Raw genomic sequence first — 16,102 nt, 5'->3', positions numbered from 1 at the left:
CAGCCAAGGCAGCTTTCCGCTTCCGCCGCGTGATGAAACGCGAAGCTACCCGCCCGCTCACCATCCACGCCTCCCCGCGCGCGATGCCGCACCCGCCTTCCTCCCGGGACCCCGCCGCCCGCCCGAACGTTTGGTGAGCGATCGCGTCGCGGCCCAACGGCCGAGCCGGCGCAGGCGCCCTCGCGCCGTCACCTCGTTTTCCGGCCGGGAGGCACCATGGACAAGTCCGATACAGCGCCACGGCCGACGCGCCGGAGCGTTCTGGAGAGCGGCGTCGCCGCCGCGGCGGTGCTGGGCTTCGCGGGGCCGCTCCGGGCCGCGACCCCGCCGGCGCAAGGGACCACCCCGCCGGCGCTCGCCCCCGAGCCGGCGACGCCGCGCATGCCCGTGACCCTCCAGGTCAACGGCCAGGCCCGGCCCCTGGAGGTCGACCCGCGCACCACGCTTCTCGACGCCCTGCGCGAGCGCATCGGGCTCACCGGCTCGAAGAAGGGCTGTGACCACGGCCAGTGCGGCGCCTGCACGGTGCTGGTCAACGGCCGGCGGATCAATTCCTGCCTGACGCTCGCGGTGATGCACGACGGCGACGAGATCCGGACCATCGAGGGGCTGGCCGAGGGCGACCACCTGCACCCGCTCCAGGCCGCCTTCGTCAAGCATGACGGCTTCCAGTGCGGCTACTGCACCCCGGGCCAGATCTGCTCGGCGGCCGGGATGCTGAACGAGGCCAAGGCCGGCTGGCCCAGCACCGTCACGCAGGACCTGACCGCCAAGGTCGCCCTGACCGACGCGGAGATCCGCGAGCGGATGAGCGGCAACATCTGCCGCTGCTCGGCCTACCCGAACATCGTCGCGGCGATCCGCGAGGCCGGCGGCGCGGCGACGCGGCTCTGAGGGGGCGATCATGAAGGCTTTCACCTACGAGCGTCCCGCGACCGTGACCGAGGCCGCCAAGGCCGTGGCCGGCCAGCCCAATGCCCGCTTCATCGCCGGGGGCACCAACCTCCTCGACCTGATGAAGCTGCAGATCGAGACGCCGGCCCACCTCGTCGACGTCAACCGCCTGCCCCTCGACCGGATCGAGGCGACATCCGACGGGGGCCTGCGCATCGGCGCGATGGTCCGCAATTCCGATCTCGCCGCCGACGAGCGGGTGCGGCGCGATTACGGCGTGCTCTCCCGTGCCCTGCTCGCCGGCGCCTCGGGCCAGCTGCGCAACAAGGCGACCACCGCCGGCAACCTGCTGCAACGCACCCGCTGCCCGTACTTCTATGACACGGCGATGCCGTGCAACAAACGCCAGCCCGGCTCCGGCTGCTCGGCGATCGGAGGGTTCAACCGCATCCTGGCGGTGGTCGGAACCTCCGAGCACTGCATCGCCACCCACCCCTCCGACATGGCGGTCGCCATGCGGGCGCTCGACGCCACGGTCGAGACGGTGACGCCGGAAGGCGCGGAGCGGATGATCCCGATCGCCGAGCTGCACCGCTTGCCTGGCGACACGCCGCAGATCGAGACGAACCTCAAGCCCGGCGAGATCATCACCGCCGTGACCCTGCCGGCGCCGGTGAAGGGCCGCCACGTCTACCGCAAGGTGCGCGACCGCGCGTCCTATGCCTTCGCCCTCGTCTCGGTGGCGGCGGTGATCGAGGCGGAGGGCAGCAAGGTGCGCTCGGCCCGCCTCGCCTTCGGCGGCCTCGCCCACAAGCCCTGGCGGGTGGAGGAGGCGGAAGCGGCTTTGGTGCGCGAGGGCGTCGGAGCCGCCGGGGAGGCGGCGCTGAAGGGAGCCCGCGGCTACGGCGCCAACGACTTCAAGATCCCGCTCGCCAAGCGCACCCTCGCGGCCGCTGTCGCCGAGGCGATGCGCGCCTGATCGCCGGATTCGGAGAACAGCCATGGATATGAGCCAGCCGATCGGCGTCACGCCCCTCGACACCCAACCTCACGGCCCGGTCGGGCAGCCGATCGACCGCGTCGACGGCCCCCTCAAGGTCACGGGCCAGGCCACTTACGCCTACGAGAGCCGGGAGATGACCAATCCCGGCTACGGCTTCGTCGTCACGGCGACGATCGCCAAGGGCCGCATCCGCGACATCGATACCGCGACCGCCGAGCGGATGCCGGGCGTGGTGCACGTGCTGACCCACCGCAACGTGCCGCCCCAGGGCGAGAAGAAGGAGCAGGTCGGCCCGCTCCTCGCCGACACCGAGATCCGGCATTGGGGCCAGCCGGTCGCCCTGGTGGTGGCGGAGAGCTTCGAGGAAGCCCGCGCCGCCGCCGCCGCCGTGCGCGTCACCTACGACCAGGAGAAGGGGGCTTACGTCCTCGCCGACGCGCTGGCTGAGGCGCGCAAGCCCGAGAAGGCGAGGACGCCGCCGGATTCGTCCCTCGGCGACTTCGAGGCCGGCTTCGCGGCGGCACCCGTCAGGATCGACGCGCGCTACACCACCCCGGTGCAGAGCCACGCGATGATGGAGCCCCACGCCACGATCGCGGCCTGGGAGGGTGACAAGGTCACGCTGATCACCGCCAACCAGATGCCGAATCGCGGCCAGGACGCCCTCGCCTCGATCTTCCGGCTGCCGAAGGACAACGTGCGGCTGATCAGCCGCTTCATCGGCGGCGGCTTCGGCGGCAAGCTCCAGCCGCAGGCCGACGCCATCCTGGCGGCCCTGGCCTCGAAGAACCTCGATGGCCGGCCGGTGAAGATCGCGCTCACCCGCCAGCAGGTCTTCCACGTCACGACCCGCCGCTCGGACACGGTGCAGCGGGTGCGCCTCGGCGCCGACCGCGACGGCAAGCTGACCGCCATCGCGCACGAATCCTGGTCCGACACGACGCCGGGCGACAGCTTCTTCGAGACCTCGGCCAACGTCACCCGCTCGCTCTACGCGGCCCCGAACCGCCTGACGGCGCACCGGCTGGCGTCGCTGAACCTGCCGATGGCCTCCTCGATGCGCGCCCCCGGCGAGGCGGTCGGCATGCTGGCCTTCGAATGCGCCATGGACGAGCTGGCGGAAGCGCTGAACCTCGATCCGATCGAGCTGCGCATCCGCAACGAGCCGGCCCAGGACCCCGAGAAGCACGTCCCGTTCTCGACCCGACAGCTCGTGCCCTGCCTGCGCGAGGGCGCGCGCCGCTTCGGCTGGGACCAGCGCAGCCCGAAGCCCGGCGGGATCCGAGACGGGCAATGGATGGTCGGCCACGGCGTCTCGGCCGCGGCGCGGCTCAATCCGCTCCAGCCGGCCAAGGCGCGGGTGCGCCTCGATCCCGACGGGACGCTGACGGCCCGGATGGCGATGACCGATATCGGCACCGGCACCTACACCATCCTGAGCCAGATCGCCGCCGAGATGCTCGGCGTGAAGGTCGCGCAGGTGAAGATGATTCTCGGGGACACCGCCGATCCGGCCTCCTCGGGCTCCGGCGGCTCGTTCGGCGCGGCCTCTTCGGGTTCGGCGCTCTACATGGCCTGCGAGGCCCTGCGCGGGCAGCTCCTGGCAAAGGCGGACCTGAACCCCGAGAACGCCGTCTTCACCGACGGGCGGATCACCTCGGGCAACCGCTCGGCGGCCTTGGCCGACCTCATCGGCCAGGGGATGGAGGCCGAGGGCGAGATCAAGCCGGGCGAGAACGAGAAGAAGTTCTCGCAATACTCCTACGGCGCCCACTTCGCCGAGGTCGGCGTCGATGCCGACACCGGCGAGATCCGCCTGCGGCGGATGCTCGGCGTCTTCACCGGCGGACGCATCCTCAACCCGAAGACCGCCCGCTCGCAGGCGATCGGCGGCATGGTGTTCGGCGTCGGCGCGGCCTTGATGGAGGCGATCGAGGTCGATCCGCGCTACGGCACCTTCGTCAACCACGACCTCGCCGAATATCACGTCCCGGTCCATGCCGACCTGCCGGAGATCGACGCGGTGTTCCTGCCCGAGCTCGACGACAAGGCGAACCCGCTGAAGAGCAAGGGCCTGGGCGAGCTCGGCATCTGCGGCGCGGGGGCGGCCGTGGCGAACGCGGTCTACAACGCCACCGGGATCCGGATCCGGGATTACCCGCTGACGCTGGACAAGATCCTGGAGGGGCTCATGGCGCGGGAGACCGGGCAGAGGCGGGCGTGAGCGGCGGCCCCGTCATCTGGACCTGTTTGACTGTTACGAACTGCGGTGCTGCATTTTTCTCGTCCACGACCCCATCCTGAGGCGTCAGCCGATCATAGATCAATCGATGCGGTTTCCGCTTGATCCGTTCGGGTAAAGATTGAACGCGTCTCCCCTCTCCCGTGTGGGGGAGGGGCCGGGGGATCGAAGATCCCGCGTGAGGGTGGCGCGCTTTCCGTGTAAAGCGCGAAAAGTCGTGCTGGTAGTGGGACAGTCAAAGTTTGATCTTGAGCCGTCTCCACCCTCACCCCTACTCCTCGCCCACACGGGAGAGGGGATCCTGCGCTTGACTCATTTCGGAGTATAGCAAGCGTAAACCGTCCGACACCTCATACCATCGCGCTTTCGCATCGACACGTCGATGCGAAAGCGTCCGGCGCATCAGCGCCGGCGCCCATTCGGGCTTAGCCAGCGCCTTCGAACGAGCCCGTTCGAAGGCGCGGCGGTATCAGAATAAATTTGCGATTGGGATGATATTTGTGGGTCTGGCAGCCCCGCGCGGGTCGAAATTTACGACCGGAATATCCGCGTATACTGCGTCTCGTGCCGGAACGAGCCGAGGTCGAGCCGCACGGTGGCGGTTCCGGCCTCGTCGAGGGGCATTCCCTGCACGGCGTGCGCCAGGGACGCGGCCCGGGGCATCAGCGCGGCCACGACCCGCGTGCCGGCGGTCTGGCCGACGGGGGCGAGGCGCAACGACGCCGAGACGAGGTTCTGCAGGAAGGCCGCCAGATAGGCCGCCAGCACCGTGCCGCAATCGAGCCCGTGGGCGCCCGCCGCCGCGCCGACCGCGACCGGGTAGGCTACCGGCCCGTCGAGATGGGGGGCGATGTCCGCGAGGCGCGGTACGTCCCAGGCGGCGCGGGTCGCGTCGAGGAACGAGCGGCCCTGCTGGCTGGTCTCGAGATGCAGCTCCCGCGAGGGACTGAGCGCCAGGGCGAGGTCGTTCACGGCGACGAGCGCCTCGGCGTCGCCCGCTGCGGCCGCCGCGTGGGCATGGGCGGCCAGGATCGCGTCGCTTCGGCCGGCGCCGTGCTCCAGCACGTCGGCGAGCCAGTCCCGAAGGGACACCTCGTCGCGCACGTCGCCGGCCTCGACGGCCCATTCGAGCCCGTGCGAATAGGCATAGGCTCCCACCGGATAGCCGGGAGAGAGCCAGGCGAGCAGCACCAGGGCGTACGGGATCCGCTCAGCCATGGGAATGGTCGTGCGGGTGGCCAGGATGATGTCCGTGCCCATGCGGATGGTCGTGCCCGTGGTCGTGGGCGTGCCCGCCCGCATAGGCGCCGCCCTCGGGCCGGAACGGACGCTCCACCGGGGTCGCGGTGCCGCCCAGTCCCTCGACCATCGCGGCGAGCACATGGTCGTCGGCGATCCAGAGCGCGTCCGTGCCGATCTCGGCCGGGATGTGCCGGTTGCCGATGTGCCAGATCAGCCGCTTGAGGGCGTGGTCGCTCGGCGCACGGATCTCGAGCAGCCGCTCGGGCGCCGCCTCGACCCAGACCAGGCGGCCGTCCTCGAGCCGGAGCGCGTCGCCGTCGTCGAGCACCGCCGGCTCGGGCAGATCGAGCAGGAAGGCGAGGCCGCCGACGCCCCGCATCGCCATGCGGCGGCGGTGCCTGTCGCCGGAATCGAGCACGATGCGGTCGACGATCTCGCCGGAGCCGAGGGCGTCGCGGCGGATGACGCGGGTCGCGCGGATCATGGGGTGATGTGCTTCCATTCTAACGATGATTAGACGACATCAGGCTCCTCCGGACCCGGATGGAACCGCTCGTCCAGGATCTGCGCCAGCGTGTATGGACAACCCGGCGGGAAGGTGCGCTCCGGCAGCCCGGTCTCGTCCGCCGCCCGCACCCGGGCGAGACGATAAACCTTGCCGAGGACCTCGGTCGGCCAGGCGCGCAGGCTCGGGCTCATCGTCACGAGATCGTCCAGGCTCACGCGCTGCTCGACGATCGTCGCCCGCCAGCCGTATTTTTCGCTGCCGCGGCTGATGCTCCCAGTCCAGCCGGTGATGCAGCAGGACGGTGACGCTGCTGCGGATCCCGGATTTCTGCGAGCCGTTCAAATCGGCGATCGCCTCGGCCAAGGCCTCGCGATCGAGCGCAGACCAGCGGCCGGCCCGGATCAGGGCGGCCTGCGCCTGCGTCCAGAGGAAGTGGTCGGTCTTGGGCGAGACGCCGGGATCCGGCGCCCGTTCGGCGAGCTTGGGCATGACGCGCACTCCTGCCCCGCCAGGATACCCCAACGGGGGCGGCTCAGAACAGGAAGTAGCGCTGCGCCATCGGAAGCACCTCGGCGGGCTCGCAGACCAGCAATTCGCCGTCGGCGCGCACGTCGTAGGTCTCGGGATCGACCTCGATCACCGGGGTGGCGTCGTTGTGGATCATGCTCTTCTTCGAGATGCCGCCGCGCACGTTCTCGACCGCGACCAGTTCCTTCATCACCCCGAGCTTGTCGCGAAGCCCCGCCTCGATCGCGGCTTTGGAGACGAAGGTGAGCGCCGTCGTCGCCGGCACCCGCCCGAAGGCGCCGAACATCGGGCGGTAATGCACCGGCTGCGGCGTCGGGATCGAGGCGTTGGGGTCGCCCATCGGGGCGGCCGCGATGGCCCCTCCCTTGATGATGAGGTCGGGCTTCACCCCGAAGAAGGCCGGCGACCACAGCACCAGGTCGGCGAGCTTGCCGGGCTCGACCGAGCCGATATGGCGCGAGATCCCGTGGGCGATGGCCGGGTTGATCGTGTACTTGGCGACGTACCGCTTGGCCCGGGCGTTGTCGTTGCCGGACGCATCGCCCGGCAGGGCGCCGCGCTGGCGCTTCATCTTGTCGGCGGTCTGCCAGGTGCGGATGATGACCTCGCCGACCCGGCCCATCGCCTGGCTGTCCGACGACATCATCGAGAGCGCGCCGATGTCGTGCAGGATGTCCTCTGCGGCGATCGTCTCCTTGCGGATCCGGCTCTCGGCGAAGGCGAGGTCTTCCGGGATCGACGGGTCGAGGTGGTGGCACACCATCAGCATGTCGAGATGCTCGTCGATGGTGTTGCGGGTGAAGGGCCGCGTCGGGTTGGTGGAGGAGGGGAGCACGTTCGGCAGCCCCGCCACCTTGATGATGTCCGGCGCGTGGCCGCCGCCCGCTCCTTCCGTGTGGAAGGCGTGAATGGTGCGGCCCTTGAAGGCCGCGATCGTGTCCTCGACGAAGCCCGACTCGTTGAGCGTGTCGGTGTGGATCATCACCTGGATGTCGTGGGCGTCGGCCACCGACAGGCAGCAATCGATCGCCGCGGGCGTCGTGCCCCAATCCTCGTGCAGCTTCAGTGCGCAGGCGCCGGCGCGGATCATCTCCTCCAGGCTGTCGGGCTTCGAGGCGTTGCCCTTCCCGGCGAAGGCGAGGTTCATCGGGAAGGCGTCGGCGGCCTCGATCATCCGGGCGATGTGCCAGGGGCCGGGCGTGCAGGTGGTGGCGAAGGTGCCGTGGGCCGGGCCCGTCCCACCGCCGAGCATCGTGGTGACGCCGGAATTCAGCGCCTCGTCGATCTGCTGCGGGCAGATGAAGTGGATGTGGCTGTCGAACCCGCCGGCGGTGAGGATCTTGCCCTCGCCCGCGATCACCTCCGTGCCCGGCCCGACCACGATGGTGACGCCGTCCTGGATATCCGGGTTGCCGGCCTTGCCGAGCGCCGCGATGCGCCCCCCTTTCAGGCCGACATCGCACTTCACGATGCCCCAGTGATCGAGCACCACCGCGTTGGTGATGACGGTGTCGACGGCGCCGCCGGCATTGCTGGCCTGGCTCTGCCCCATCCCGTCACGGATCACCTTGCCGCCGCCGAACTTCACCTCCTCGCCGTAGCGGGTGTGGTCCTGCTCGACCTCGATGACGAGGGACGTGTCGGCGAGGCGGATGCGGTCGCCCTTGGTCGGGCCGAACATCGCCGCATAGGCGGCGCGGGGGAGGCTGGCGGGTTTGGGGGTGTTGGACTTGGGAGGATTGGACATGGGCGGCGAGGTCCGGGTCAGGCGGGCATGGGCGAGAAGGTCGGGTGCTTCGCCGCGGCGGCGTCGAAGGTGAAGGTCGTGCGCAGGCCGCGCTCCTGGTTGAGGTGGCCAATCAGGTGATCCCGGAAGCCCGCCTTGCCGGTGCGCCACGTCTCCACCGCCGCGGCGACGGCGGACCGATCGGCAAAGATGATCCGGCGTGACGCGAGCAGCTTGTCGAGCATTGCGATGACGTCGTCTTTTTCAAAGCCGTCTTGGCACAAGATCGTCCAAACGAATTCGAGCAGGACGACGAGATTGTCGAAAGCCGGCTCGCTCAACCGATCGTCGCTCTCCAAGAGGGCTGCCGCGCGCGGCGACTGCCTGGCATCGTCGTCGAGCGCGTAACGAAGCAGGACGTTCGTATCGATTCCGATCATTGGCCGGACTTCGTGCGCTCGTCCTCGGTCAGGAGGTAATCGCCGATCGGATCGTCGCTGGGAGCGGGTGGACGGGCGCGGGCGCGGCGAGCGATGCCCCTCAGGCTGAACAAGGCATCGGGCTTCTCAAGGGTCGCGTGCCCGGCATCGTCCACGACGAGTGTCAGCCGTTCGCCTGGCGCGACGCCGAGCGCGTCGCGGACCTCTGCCGAGAGGGCGACATGCCTTCCCGGCGTGAGCGTGAGCGCGAAGTGCCGCATGATGCCTCCCGCTTGGTCTGCCGCGCGTTCAGTGAGCGCCTTGTACGAAACGTGGTCTGTGCCAAAGCCGATCGCCAGCACGAAATGGCTCACAGCGCCCCCATCACGTCACCCCGGAACCCGTATACCGCCCGTCCGCCGCCCATCGGGATCAGCACCACCTCCCGGGTCGAACCTGGCTCGAAACGCACGGCAGTGCCCGGCGCGATGTCGAGGCGCTGGCCGCGGGCCTTGTCGCGGTCGAAGCGGAGCGCCGGGTTGACCTCGAAGAAGTGGTAGTGCGAGCCGACCTGGATCGGACGGTCGCCGGTATTGGCGACCTCGATCACCGTGCGGGGTGATCCCTCGTTGAACACGATCTCGCCGTCCGGGGTCGTCACCGCGCCCGGCACGTCGGTGGCGGGCGTGCCGCGGATCGGGTGGTGGACGGTGACGAGCTTGGTGCCGTCCGGGAAGGTCGCCTCGACCTGGATGTCGTGGATCATCTCCGGCACCCCCTCCATCACCTGGTCGGCGGTGAGGACCTGGGCGCCGAGGCGCATCAGCTCGGCCACGGTGCGTCCGTCGCGGGCACCCTCGACCACGAAGTCGGTGATCAGCGCCACCGCCTCCGGGTGGTTGAGCTTCACGCCCCGGGACAGGCGGTTGCGGGCCACCATCGCCGCCATGGCGACGAGGAGCTTGTCCTTCTCGCGGGGTGTCAGCAGCACGGGAGAATCCTCTGGGTCACGGGTGCCCCCATCCTTCACCGAGGCTCGGCCGTGAGGCAAGTTTTGGCAGGCAAGAACCGAGCCGCACACTCACGTCTGCCACACCCGCGGCAAAGGACGGCCGCGAAACCCCTCGAGGATCCGCGCGGCGGCGAGGCGCAAGGGCCCGATCTCCGCCCCGAGCAGGCGTAAGATCAGCATGCCGTTCCAGGCGCTGGCCCCGGCCTCGACCGAGAGGGCGTCGCATCCGGCCGTGGCGATCAGGTCGCGGGCCTGGTCGAGACGGCTCTCGGCGTCGGGAGCCAGATGCAGCAAGGTGGCCATCGCGCGGGCGCCGCCGGCCACCGCCCTGCGGGCGAGCGTGTCCGCGATGTCGCCGTCGAGCCGGAGCGTGTCGGCGTAAGCGAGCCGCCCGGCGCGGCGCAGGCGCCAGGAATCGGTGAGCCGGCCGTCCCGCATCACCTCGCCCTTGGCGGCGCGGCCGAAGACCAGGGCCTCGAACAGGGTGAGCCGCGCATCCGCCGCCATCTCGGCCGAGAAGCTGCGGGCGAGCCGCGCGCCATTGAACAGGATCGTCTCCTGCGGCAGCCAGGCCAGGGCGGAGTCGGGCTCCAGGGTCAGCGCCACGTCGAGCCGCGTCACCGGCCCGTCAGAGCGATAGATCTTCTCCGCCGCCGTGGTGGTGAGAACGAGGTCGGCGCTCGCCTCCAGCCGGGCCTCGACGGCGAAGCGGTCGCCGCAGGCGATGCCGCCGGCGCTGTTGAGCAGCACCGCCTCCATGGAACCCGGCTCCGGCCGGGGGAGGCGCAGGCGCAAGGGGCCGGATTCGGAAAGGTCGGTGATCCGGGTCGCGCCGCCCGGCATCCGGGCGACCGACAGCGCGACGTGCCCGACCGAGCGCTGGCGGCGGAGGGCGTCGGAAACGGGGGAAGCTTGCATCGTGAGCCCGTAAGGCGGGCGCGGACGGCCCTCACGGTCCCGCTTAGACCGCGCGGGCGGCCCCTCAGGCAAGCCCCCCGTACCATCCGATGATGCCGGGCAGAGACCGGGCGCCCAGCAGAATCTGCCGCGAAGGCCGGGCACTCCGGCGTCCGCGCGCGGGCGCCCCTGCTAGTGTCGCCCGATCAACCGGAGCCCATCATGCCTGCACCTCTCCTCCACATCGACACCACGCCGGACCTGCCGGCCGAGGCCGAGGTCGTGGTGATCGGCGGCGGCGTGGTCGGCACTTTCGCGGCCTATTACCTCGCGCGCCGGGGCGTCAGCGTGGCCCTCGTCGAGAAGGGCCGCATCGGGGCCGAGCAATCGAGCCGCAACTGGGGCTGGTGCCGGCAGCAGAACCGCGACGCCCGCGAATTGCCGATGGCGACGAAGAGCCTCGACCTATGGGATCGCCTCCAGGCCGAGATCGGCGAGGATCCGGGCTTCCGCCGCTGCGGCCTGCTCTACCTCAGCAACGACGAGGCCGAGATCGCCCGCTGGGCGAAATGGCGCGACTTCGCGGCGGGTGAGGGCGTCGTCACCCACATGCTGAGCGAGAGCGAGGCGCGGGCGCGGGGCAGCGCCACCGGGCGCAGCTGGAAGGGCGGGGTGTTCTCGCCCACCGACGGCATCGCCGACACATCCCGGGCGGTGCCGGTGGCGGCACGCGGCGTGATGAAGGCGGGCGGCAGCGTGCATCAGTTCTGCGCCGCCCGCGGCCTCGAGCTTCAGGGCGGCCGGGTGAGCGGCGTGGTGACCGAGAAGGGCACGATCCGCACCCGCATGGCGGTGATGGCCGGCGGCGCCTGGGCCTCGTCGTTCTGCCGCCAGCTCGGCATCCGCTTCCCGCAATCGGCGGTGCGCTCGTCGATCCTGGCGGTCGGCCCCCATGTCGAGGGCCTGCCGGACGCGCTCCACACCGCCGAGATCTCGGTGACCCGCCGCGGCGAGACCGGCGGCCACACGCTGGCGATCAGCGGCCGGGCCAATGTCGATCCGACGCCGCAGCAGATCCTGTTCGCGCGGGAATTCGTGCCGATGTTCGCCAAGCGCTGGCGCGCCCTGCGCCCCGGCGGCACCGAGGGCTGGCGCAGCGGACACGAAACCGCGGCGCGCTGGCGCCTCGACGAGCAGACGCCGATGGAGCGCATGCGCATCCTCGATCCCCGGCCCGATGCCCGCCTGGTGGCCGAGACGCATCGCCGGGCCCTCGAGCTGCTGCCGGCCCTGCGCGGCACTGCGATCACCGCTTCCTGGGCCGGCTACATCGACGCGACCCCCGACGGCGTACCGGCGATCGGCGAGGTCACGGGCGTGCCGGGCCTGATCCTGGCGGCGGGCTTTTCCGGCCATGGCTTCGGCATCGGCCCCGGCGCCGGCCACCTCGTCGCCGACCTCGCCTCCGGCGCCGCGCCGATCGTCGATCCGCGTCCCTACCATCCGGACCGGTTCGCGGCGTCGTCCTGGGGGAAGGTGGCGGATTTCTGAAGGCGGTGCCTTCGCCTAAACTCCCTTCCGCTCCAGCGGAGGATGCACCATGGACCTGTCGTCACCTGATCCCACCTGCCGGGTCGTGCGCCCGGGCCCCGATTACGTCGGCAAGCAGGCCCTCACTTACGCGCCGGCGGTCTCGGCCGAGTCGGTGGGATCGAAGGGGCTTCACATGCAGCTCGTCACCCTGCCGCCGGGGGCCCGCGCCAAGGCGCATCGGCACGAGGCGCACGAGACGGCGCTCCACGTGCTCTCCGGCGTCGCCGGCATGTGGTACGGCGCGCAGCTGGAGCACCACCTGTGGAGCCGGGCCGGCGACTTCGTCTACATCCCGGCCGGGATTCCGCACCTGCCCTACAATGCCAGCCGGACCGAGACCTGCACGGCGGTGATCGCCCGCACCGACCCGAACGAGCAGGAGAGCGTGGTCCTGCTGCCGGAGCTCGACGCCTTGCGGCCGGCGGAAGCCGACGTGATGGCATAGGAGGACGTGACGCCCGTTCCGGGGCCGGAACGGGCCTCCGCTCCGCGCTGACGGTTCGCGGACCGCCTGCTCCCGAGCGACCATCGACGCCGCGCCTGCGATGACCGGCCCGGGGCGGAGACGGCCATCGAGGCTTCCGTCGATCCGTCGCGCGAAACCGTCACTTTCGCAGCGGCACGCCCTTCGTGGTGAAACGCTGCCCGCCGCCCGTGGGTCGCACGGGCCGCTGCGGGCCCCGCCCCTTGCCCGCGCCCAGACCCGTTCCCGGCGGCTGCGAGAACGGCACGAGCTGGTCCGGCCGCGGCCCGATGAGATCGGCACGGCCCATCTCCCGCAGCGCCTCGCGCAGCAGGGGCCAGTTCTCCGGGTCGTGGTAGCGCAGGAATGCCTTGTGCAGCCGCCGCTGCCGCATCCCCTTGATCGCCTCGACCGGCTCGCTCGCCCCGCGCCGCACGCCTCGCAACGGGTTGATCTCGGTATGGTACATCGCCGTGGCGGTCGCCATCGGCGAGGGCAGGAAGGTCTGCACCTGGTCGGCGCGATAGTTGTTCTTCTTGAGCCAGAGCGCGAGGTGCATCATGTCCTCGTCGGTCGTGCCCGGATGCGCCGCGATGAAGTACGGGATCAGGTAGTATTTCTTGCCCGCTTCCTTGGCGGCGGCGTCGAACATCTCCTTGAAGCGGTCGTAGGTGCCGATGCCCGGCTTCATCATCTTGTCGAGGGGGCCGCGCTCGGTGTGCTCGGGCGCGATCTTCAGCCGGCCGCCGACGTGATGGGTCACCAGCTCCTTGACGTATTCGGGGCTCCTGACCGCGAGGTCGTAGCGCACGCCGGAGGCGACCATCACCTTCTTGACGCCCTTCACCTCGCGGACCTTGCGGTAGAGCCGGATCAGGTCGTCGTGCGAGGTGTTCAGGTTCGGGCAGATGTCCGGGAAGACGCAGGACGGCAGCCGGCACGCCGCCTCGATCTTCGGATCCTTGCAGGCCATCCGGTACATGTTCGCGGTCGGCCCGCCGACATCCGAGATCACCCCCGTGAAGCCCGGCGTCTTGTCGCGGATCCGCTCGATCTCGCGCAGGATCGAGCCCTCCGACCGGTTCTGGATGACCCGGCCCTCGTGCTCGGTGATCGAGCAGAAGGTGCAGCCGCCGAAGCAGCCGCGCATGATCGTCACCGAGAACTTGATCATGTCCCAGGCAGGGATCTTCGCGTCGCCGTAGGACGGATGGGGGGCGCGGGCGTAGGGCAGGTCGTAGACCGCGTCCATCTCGTCGCTGGTGAGCGGGATCGGCGGCGGGTTCAGCCACAGGTCGCGGTCGCCGTGGCGCTGGACCAGCGGGCGCGCATTGCCGGGATTGGCCTCCCGGTGCAGCACGCGCGAGGCACGGGCATAGGCCTCCTTGTCGTCCTTGACCTCGTCGTAGGCGGGGAGCCGGATCACGGTCTCGCCGGGCTTGCGCGCGGCGGCCTCGTCGGCGGACTCAAGGTCGTCGGCGGGCAATTCGGTGTAATGCTCGGGCACGCGGCGGAACAGGGCGACGCCCCGGACCGAGTCGATCTCGTGCGGCGCCTCGCCGGACGCGAGGCGGTTCGCCACCTCGACCACGGCGCGCTCGGCATTGCCGTAGATCAGCAGGTCCGCCTTCGCGTCGGCCAGGATCGAGCGGCGCACCTTGTCGGACCAGTAATCGTAATGCGCGATGCGGCGTAAGGAGGCCTCGATGCCGCCGAGAATGACCGGCACGTCCTTGTAGGCCTCGCGGCAGCGCTGCGTGTAGACGATGGTGCAGCGGTCCGGGCGCTTTCCGCCTTCCCCGCCGGCCGTGTAGGCGTCGTCGTGGCGCAGGCGGCGGTCCGCCGTGTAGCGGTTGACCATCGAATCGAGGTTGCCGCCGGTGACGCCGAAGAACAGCCGCGGCTTGCCCAGGGCCCGGAACGGCTCCGCCGATTGCCAGTCGGGCTGCGCGATGATGCCGACCCGGAACCCCTGAGCCTCGAGCAGCCGGCCGATGATGGCCATGCCGAAGCTCGGATGATCGACATAGGCGTCGCCCGTCACCAGCACGACGTCGCAGGCGTCCCAGCCGAGCGCCGCCATCTCGGCGCGGTTCATCGGCAGGAACGGCGCCGCCTTTCCGTTGGGCGGCGACGGGCAGGCGAGGGGAGCCACGGATCGTTCGGCGAGAGCTTGGAGTTCCATGGGGCGGAGGCATAGTCCGCCGGGGGCGCGAGATCAACGAACCGCGGGATCAACGAATCGTAAGAGGGGGCGGCCCTTCGCCCCTGTATCGAAACGGCCGAGCTTGTCTTCCGGCCTGCGCCGGAGGCGAAGATCGGACAGGAGCCGGGACGCGGATAGTCCGTCGTGCGGCCATCCTGGCCGTTCGGGCGGTCCGATCTCCTGCTCCGACGCAGACATTCCCTTGCGACGGGCGGCGGCCGCGAGAGGGCAGCCGGCGCTCCTCGTCGAGCACCCTCCGACGGACCCGGGTGATCGGGTCCGGGCCCTGAGCATCGTCCATCGACGCGGTCACCGGTCCGGCGGGAGAAATGATGCAGGAACAAGAAGCCAACCGGAGTTGCGCTCCGCAACTCCGCTCAGCCCCCGCGCGGGGCGATCCCCTCGACCGCCGCGACCAGGCGGTCGAGGTCGGCGGGGCCGGAGAGGCGGTGGTCGCCCTCCTTGATCAGGGTGAGGACCACGCCGGTCTCCGGCAGCCGCTCGACGAGCCGCATGGCGTGGCGCCACGGCACGTCCGGGTCGGCCATGCCCTGGAGGATGTGCACCGGGCAGCCCGGATCGATCGGTCCGCCGAGCATCAGGTGGCGCCGCCCGTCCTCGATGAGCGCCCGGGTCACCGGCGTCGGCTCGGGCGAGTACTGGGAGCCGCGCTGCCACACCCCGTCGCGCATCACCTGGGCGCGGATCTCGTCCGGGAACTGCTCCCACATCAGCGCTTCGGTGAAATCCGTCGCGGGCGCGATCAGCACCAGGCCGGCGGGCCGGACGTCTGCCGCGGCAAGCAGCGCGATCCAGCCGCCCATCGAGGAGCCGACCAGGATCGGGCGCGCTGGCGCCAGGGCGGCGATCACGGCTTGCGCATCGGCGAGCCAGTCCGAGATCGTGCAATCGGCGAAGCTGCCCTCGGACTCGCCGTGGCCCGTATAGTCGAAGCGCACGAAGGCACGGCCTTCCCGGGCCGCCCACTCGTCCAGGGCCTCGGCCTTGGTGGCGCGCATGTCCGACCGGAAGCCGCCGAGCCAGACCACCGGCGGTCCGGCCCCGGGCCGCACCAGGGTGGCGAGGCGGCGGCCCCGCACGGGCAGCATGCGGGCGGGGTGGCGCGACGTCTCCGCCTTGTGCTCTTGCATGACGTTATCCCCGTTATTCCGTGTGCGACCCTGGTCGCGGGCGGCGTGCGCCCAAGGTTTACCGATCCGCAACACGACCGGGCGACCTTGATGCATCGTCCGTGAGCGGACCGCGACGGCCGGCTTCTACACCGGCGGCGGCCGGCGACCATATGCCAGATCCGGCCGGCCTTCCGCCGGCCCTTCGTCGATTCCTGCTGTCGATTCCTGCGCGGAGC

15 protein-coding genes and 1 pseudogene are annotated in these 16,102 nt (G+C 70.5%); 5 read left to right on the top strand and 11 right to left on the bottom strand.

Annotation, left to right across the window (positions count from 1 at the left end):
- The first annotated feature begins 216 nt into the window (after nucleotides 1-216).
- Genes DA075_RS29030 through DA075_RS29020 form a run of 3 tightly spaced genes read left to right on the top strand, consistent with a single transcriptional unit; the run spans nucleotide 217 to nucleotide 4,121 of the window.
- Nucleotides 217-894 (top strand): 2Fe-2S iron-sulfur cluster-binding protein, encoded by a 678-nt coding sequence (locus tag DA075_RS29030; RefSeq protein WP_099956154.1) that lies wholly within the window; start codon nucleotides 217-219, stop codon nucleotides 892-894.
- A gap of 10 nt (nucleotides 895-904) precedes the next feature.
- A complete protein-coding gene (locus tag DA075_RS29025; RefSeq protein ID WP_099956153.1) occupies nucleotides 905-1,873 on the top strand; it encodes an FAD binding domain-containing protein in 969 nt (322 codons plus the stop codon).
- Nucleotides 1,874-1,895: 22 nt separating this feature from the next.
- Entirely contained in the window at nucleotides 1,896-4,121 is a 2,226-nt protein-coding gene (locus DA075_RS29020; RefSeq protein ID WP_099956152.1) for a xanthine dehydrogenase family protein molybdopterin-binding subunit, read from the top strand.
- Nucleotides 4,122-4,670: 549 nt separating this feature from the next.
- On the opposite strand, the gene DA075_RS29015 is transcribed toward DA075_RS29020, so the two are convergent.
- The 9 genes and pseudogenes from DA075_RS29015 to DA075_RS28980 all read right to left on the bottom strand — a co-directional run bounded on the left by DA075_RS29015 (nucleotide 4,671) and on the right by DA075_RS28980 (nucleotide 10,492).
- Entirely contained in the window at nucleotides 4,671-5,399 is a 729-nt protein-coding gene (locus DA075_RS29015; RefSeq protein WP_244936426.1) for an urease accessory protein UreF, read from the bottom strand.
- On the bottom strand, nucleotides 5,350-5,865 hold the full coding sequence (locus DA075_RS29010; RefSeq protein ID WP_099956150.1) for an urease accessory protein UreE: 516 nt from the start codon (nucleotides 5,863-5,865) through the stop codon (nucleotides 5,350-5,352). Before DA075_RS29010 ends, DA075_RS29015 begins: the two co-directional genes overlap by 50 nt.
- A gap of 29 nt (nucleotides 5,866-5,894) precedes the next feature.
- Nucleotides 5,895-6,104, bottom strand: a complete 210-nt coding sequence (locus DA075_RS38265) for a DUF29 family protein (protein WP_276330919.1) — start codon at nucleotides 6,102-6,104, stop codon at nucleotides 5,895-5,897.
- A 103-nt stretch (nucleotides 6,105-6,207) separates the two neighbouring features.
- Nucleotides 6,208-6,378, bottom strand: a pseudogene (locus DA075_RS38665) (DUF29 family protein); the annotation flags it as partial.
- 43 nt (nucleotides 6,379-6,421) lie between these two features.
- Nucleotides 6,422-8,164: an urease subunit alpha gene (ureC, locus tag DA075_RS29000; RefSeq protein WP_099956149.1), complete on the bottom strand. Its 1,743-nt coding sequence runs from the start codon at nucleotides 8,162-8,164 to the stop codon at nucleotides 6,422-6,424.
- A 17-nt stretch (nucleotides 8,165-8,181) separates the two neighbouring features.
- Entirely contained in the window at nucleotides 8,182-8,583 is a 402-nt protein-coding gene (locus DA075_RS28995) for a PIN domain-containing protein (protein ID WP_099956148.1), read from the bottom strand.
- Nucleotides 8,580-8,936 carry an AbrB/MazE/SpoVT family DNA-binding domain-containing protein gene (locus tag DA075_RS28990; RefSeq protein WP_099956147.1) on the bottom strand — a complete coding sequence of 119 codons (357 nt, stop codon included), beginning with the start codon at nucleotides 8,934-8,936 and terminating at the stop codon, nucleotides 8,580-8,582. The genes DA075_RS28995 and DA075_RS28990 overlap by 4 nt, the downstream gene beginning before the upstream one ends.
- A complete protein-coding gene (locus DA075_RS28985) occupies nucleotides 8,933-9,553 on the bottom strand; it encodes an urease subunit gamma (RefSeq protein ID WP_099956146.1) in 621 nt (206 codons plus the stop codon). The genes DA075_RS28990 and DA075_RS28985 overlap by 4 nt, the downstream gene beginning before the upstream one ends.
- Nucleotides 9,554-9,643: 90 nt before the next feature.
- Nucleotides 9,644-10,492: an urease accessory protein UreD gene (locus DA075_RS28980; RefSeq protein WP_099956145.1), complete on the bottom strand. Its 849-nt coding sequence runs from the start codon at nucleotides 10,490-10,492 to the stop codon at nucleotides 9,644-9,646.
- 201 nt (nucleotides 10,493-10,693) lie between these two features.
- On the opposite strand from DA075_RS28980, the gene DA075_RS28975 reads away from it, so the two are divergent.
- Together DA075_RS28975 and DA075_RS28970 are read left to right on the top strand one after the other, a co-directional pair.
- Complete coding sequence (locus DA075_RS28975) at nucleotides 10,694-12,022, top strand: NAD(P)/FAD-dependent oxidoreductase (protein WP_099956144.1); 1,329 nt, start codon at nucleotides 10,694-10,696, stop codon at nucleotides 12,020-12,022.
- Between the two features lie 49 nt (nucleotides 12,023-12,071).
- A complete protein-coding gene (locus DA075_RS28970) occupies nucleotides 12,072-12,509 on the top strand; it encodes a cupin domain-containing protein (RefSeq protein ID WP_099956143.1) in 438 nt (145 codons plus the stop codon).
- A 160-nt stretch (nucleotides 12,510-12,669) separates the two neighbouring features.
- Here DA075_RS28970 and DA075_RS28965 read toward each other — a convergent pair whose 3' ends face one another.
- Nucleotides 12,670-14,712, bottom strand: a complete 2,043-nt coding sequence (locus tag DA075_RS28965) for a YgiQ family radical SAM protein (protein ID WP_099956142.1) — start codon at nucleotides 14,710-14,712, stop codon at nucleotides 12,670-12,672.
- Between the two features lie 398 nt (nucleotides 14,713-15,110).
- Nucleotides 15,111-15,884: an alpha/beta hydrolase gene (locus DA075_RS28960; protein WP_164712508.1), complete on the bottom strand. Its 774-nt coding sequence runs from the start codon at nucleotides 15,882-15,884 to the stop codon at nucleotides 15,111-15,113.
- Nucleotides 15,885-16,102: the final 218 nt, after the last annotated feature.

Source organism: Methylobacterium currus, assembly GCF_003058325.1.
GTDB lineage: Bacteria > Pseudomonadota > Alphaproteobacteria > Rhizobiales > Beijerinckiaceae > Methylobacterium > Methylobacterium currus.
This window is presented reverse-complemented; position numbering and strand designations above follow the sequence as displayed.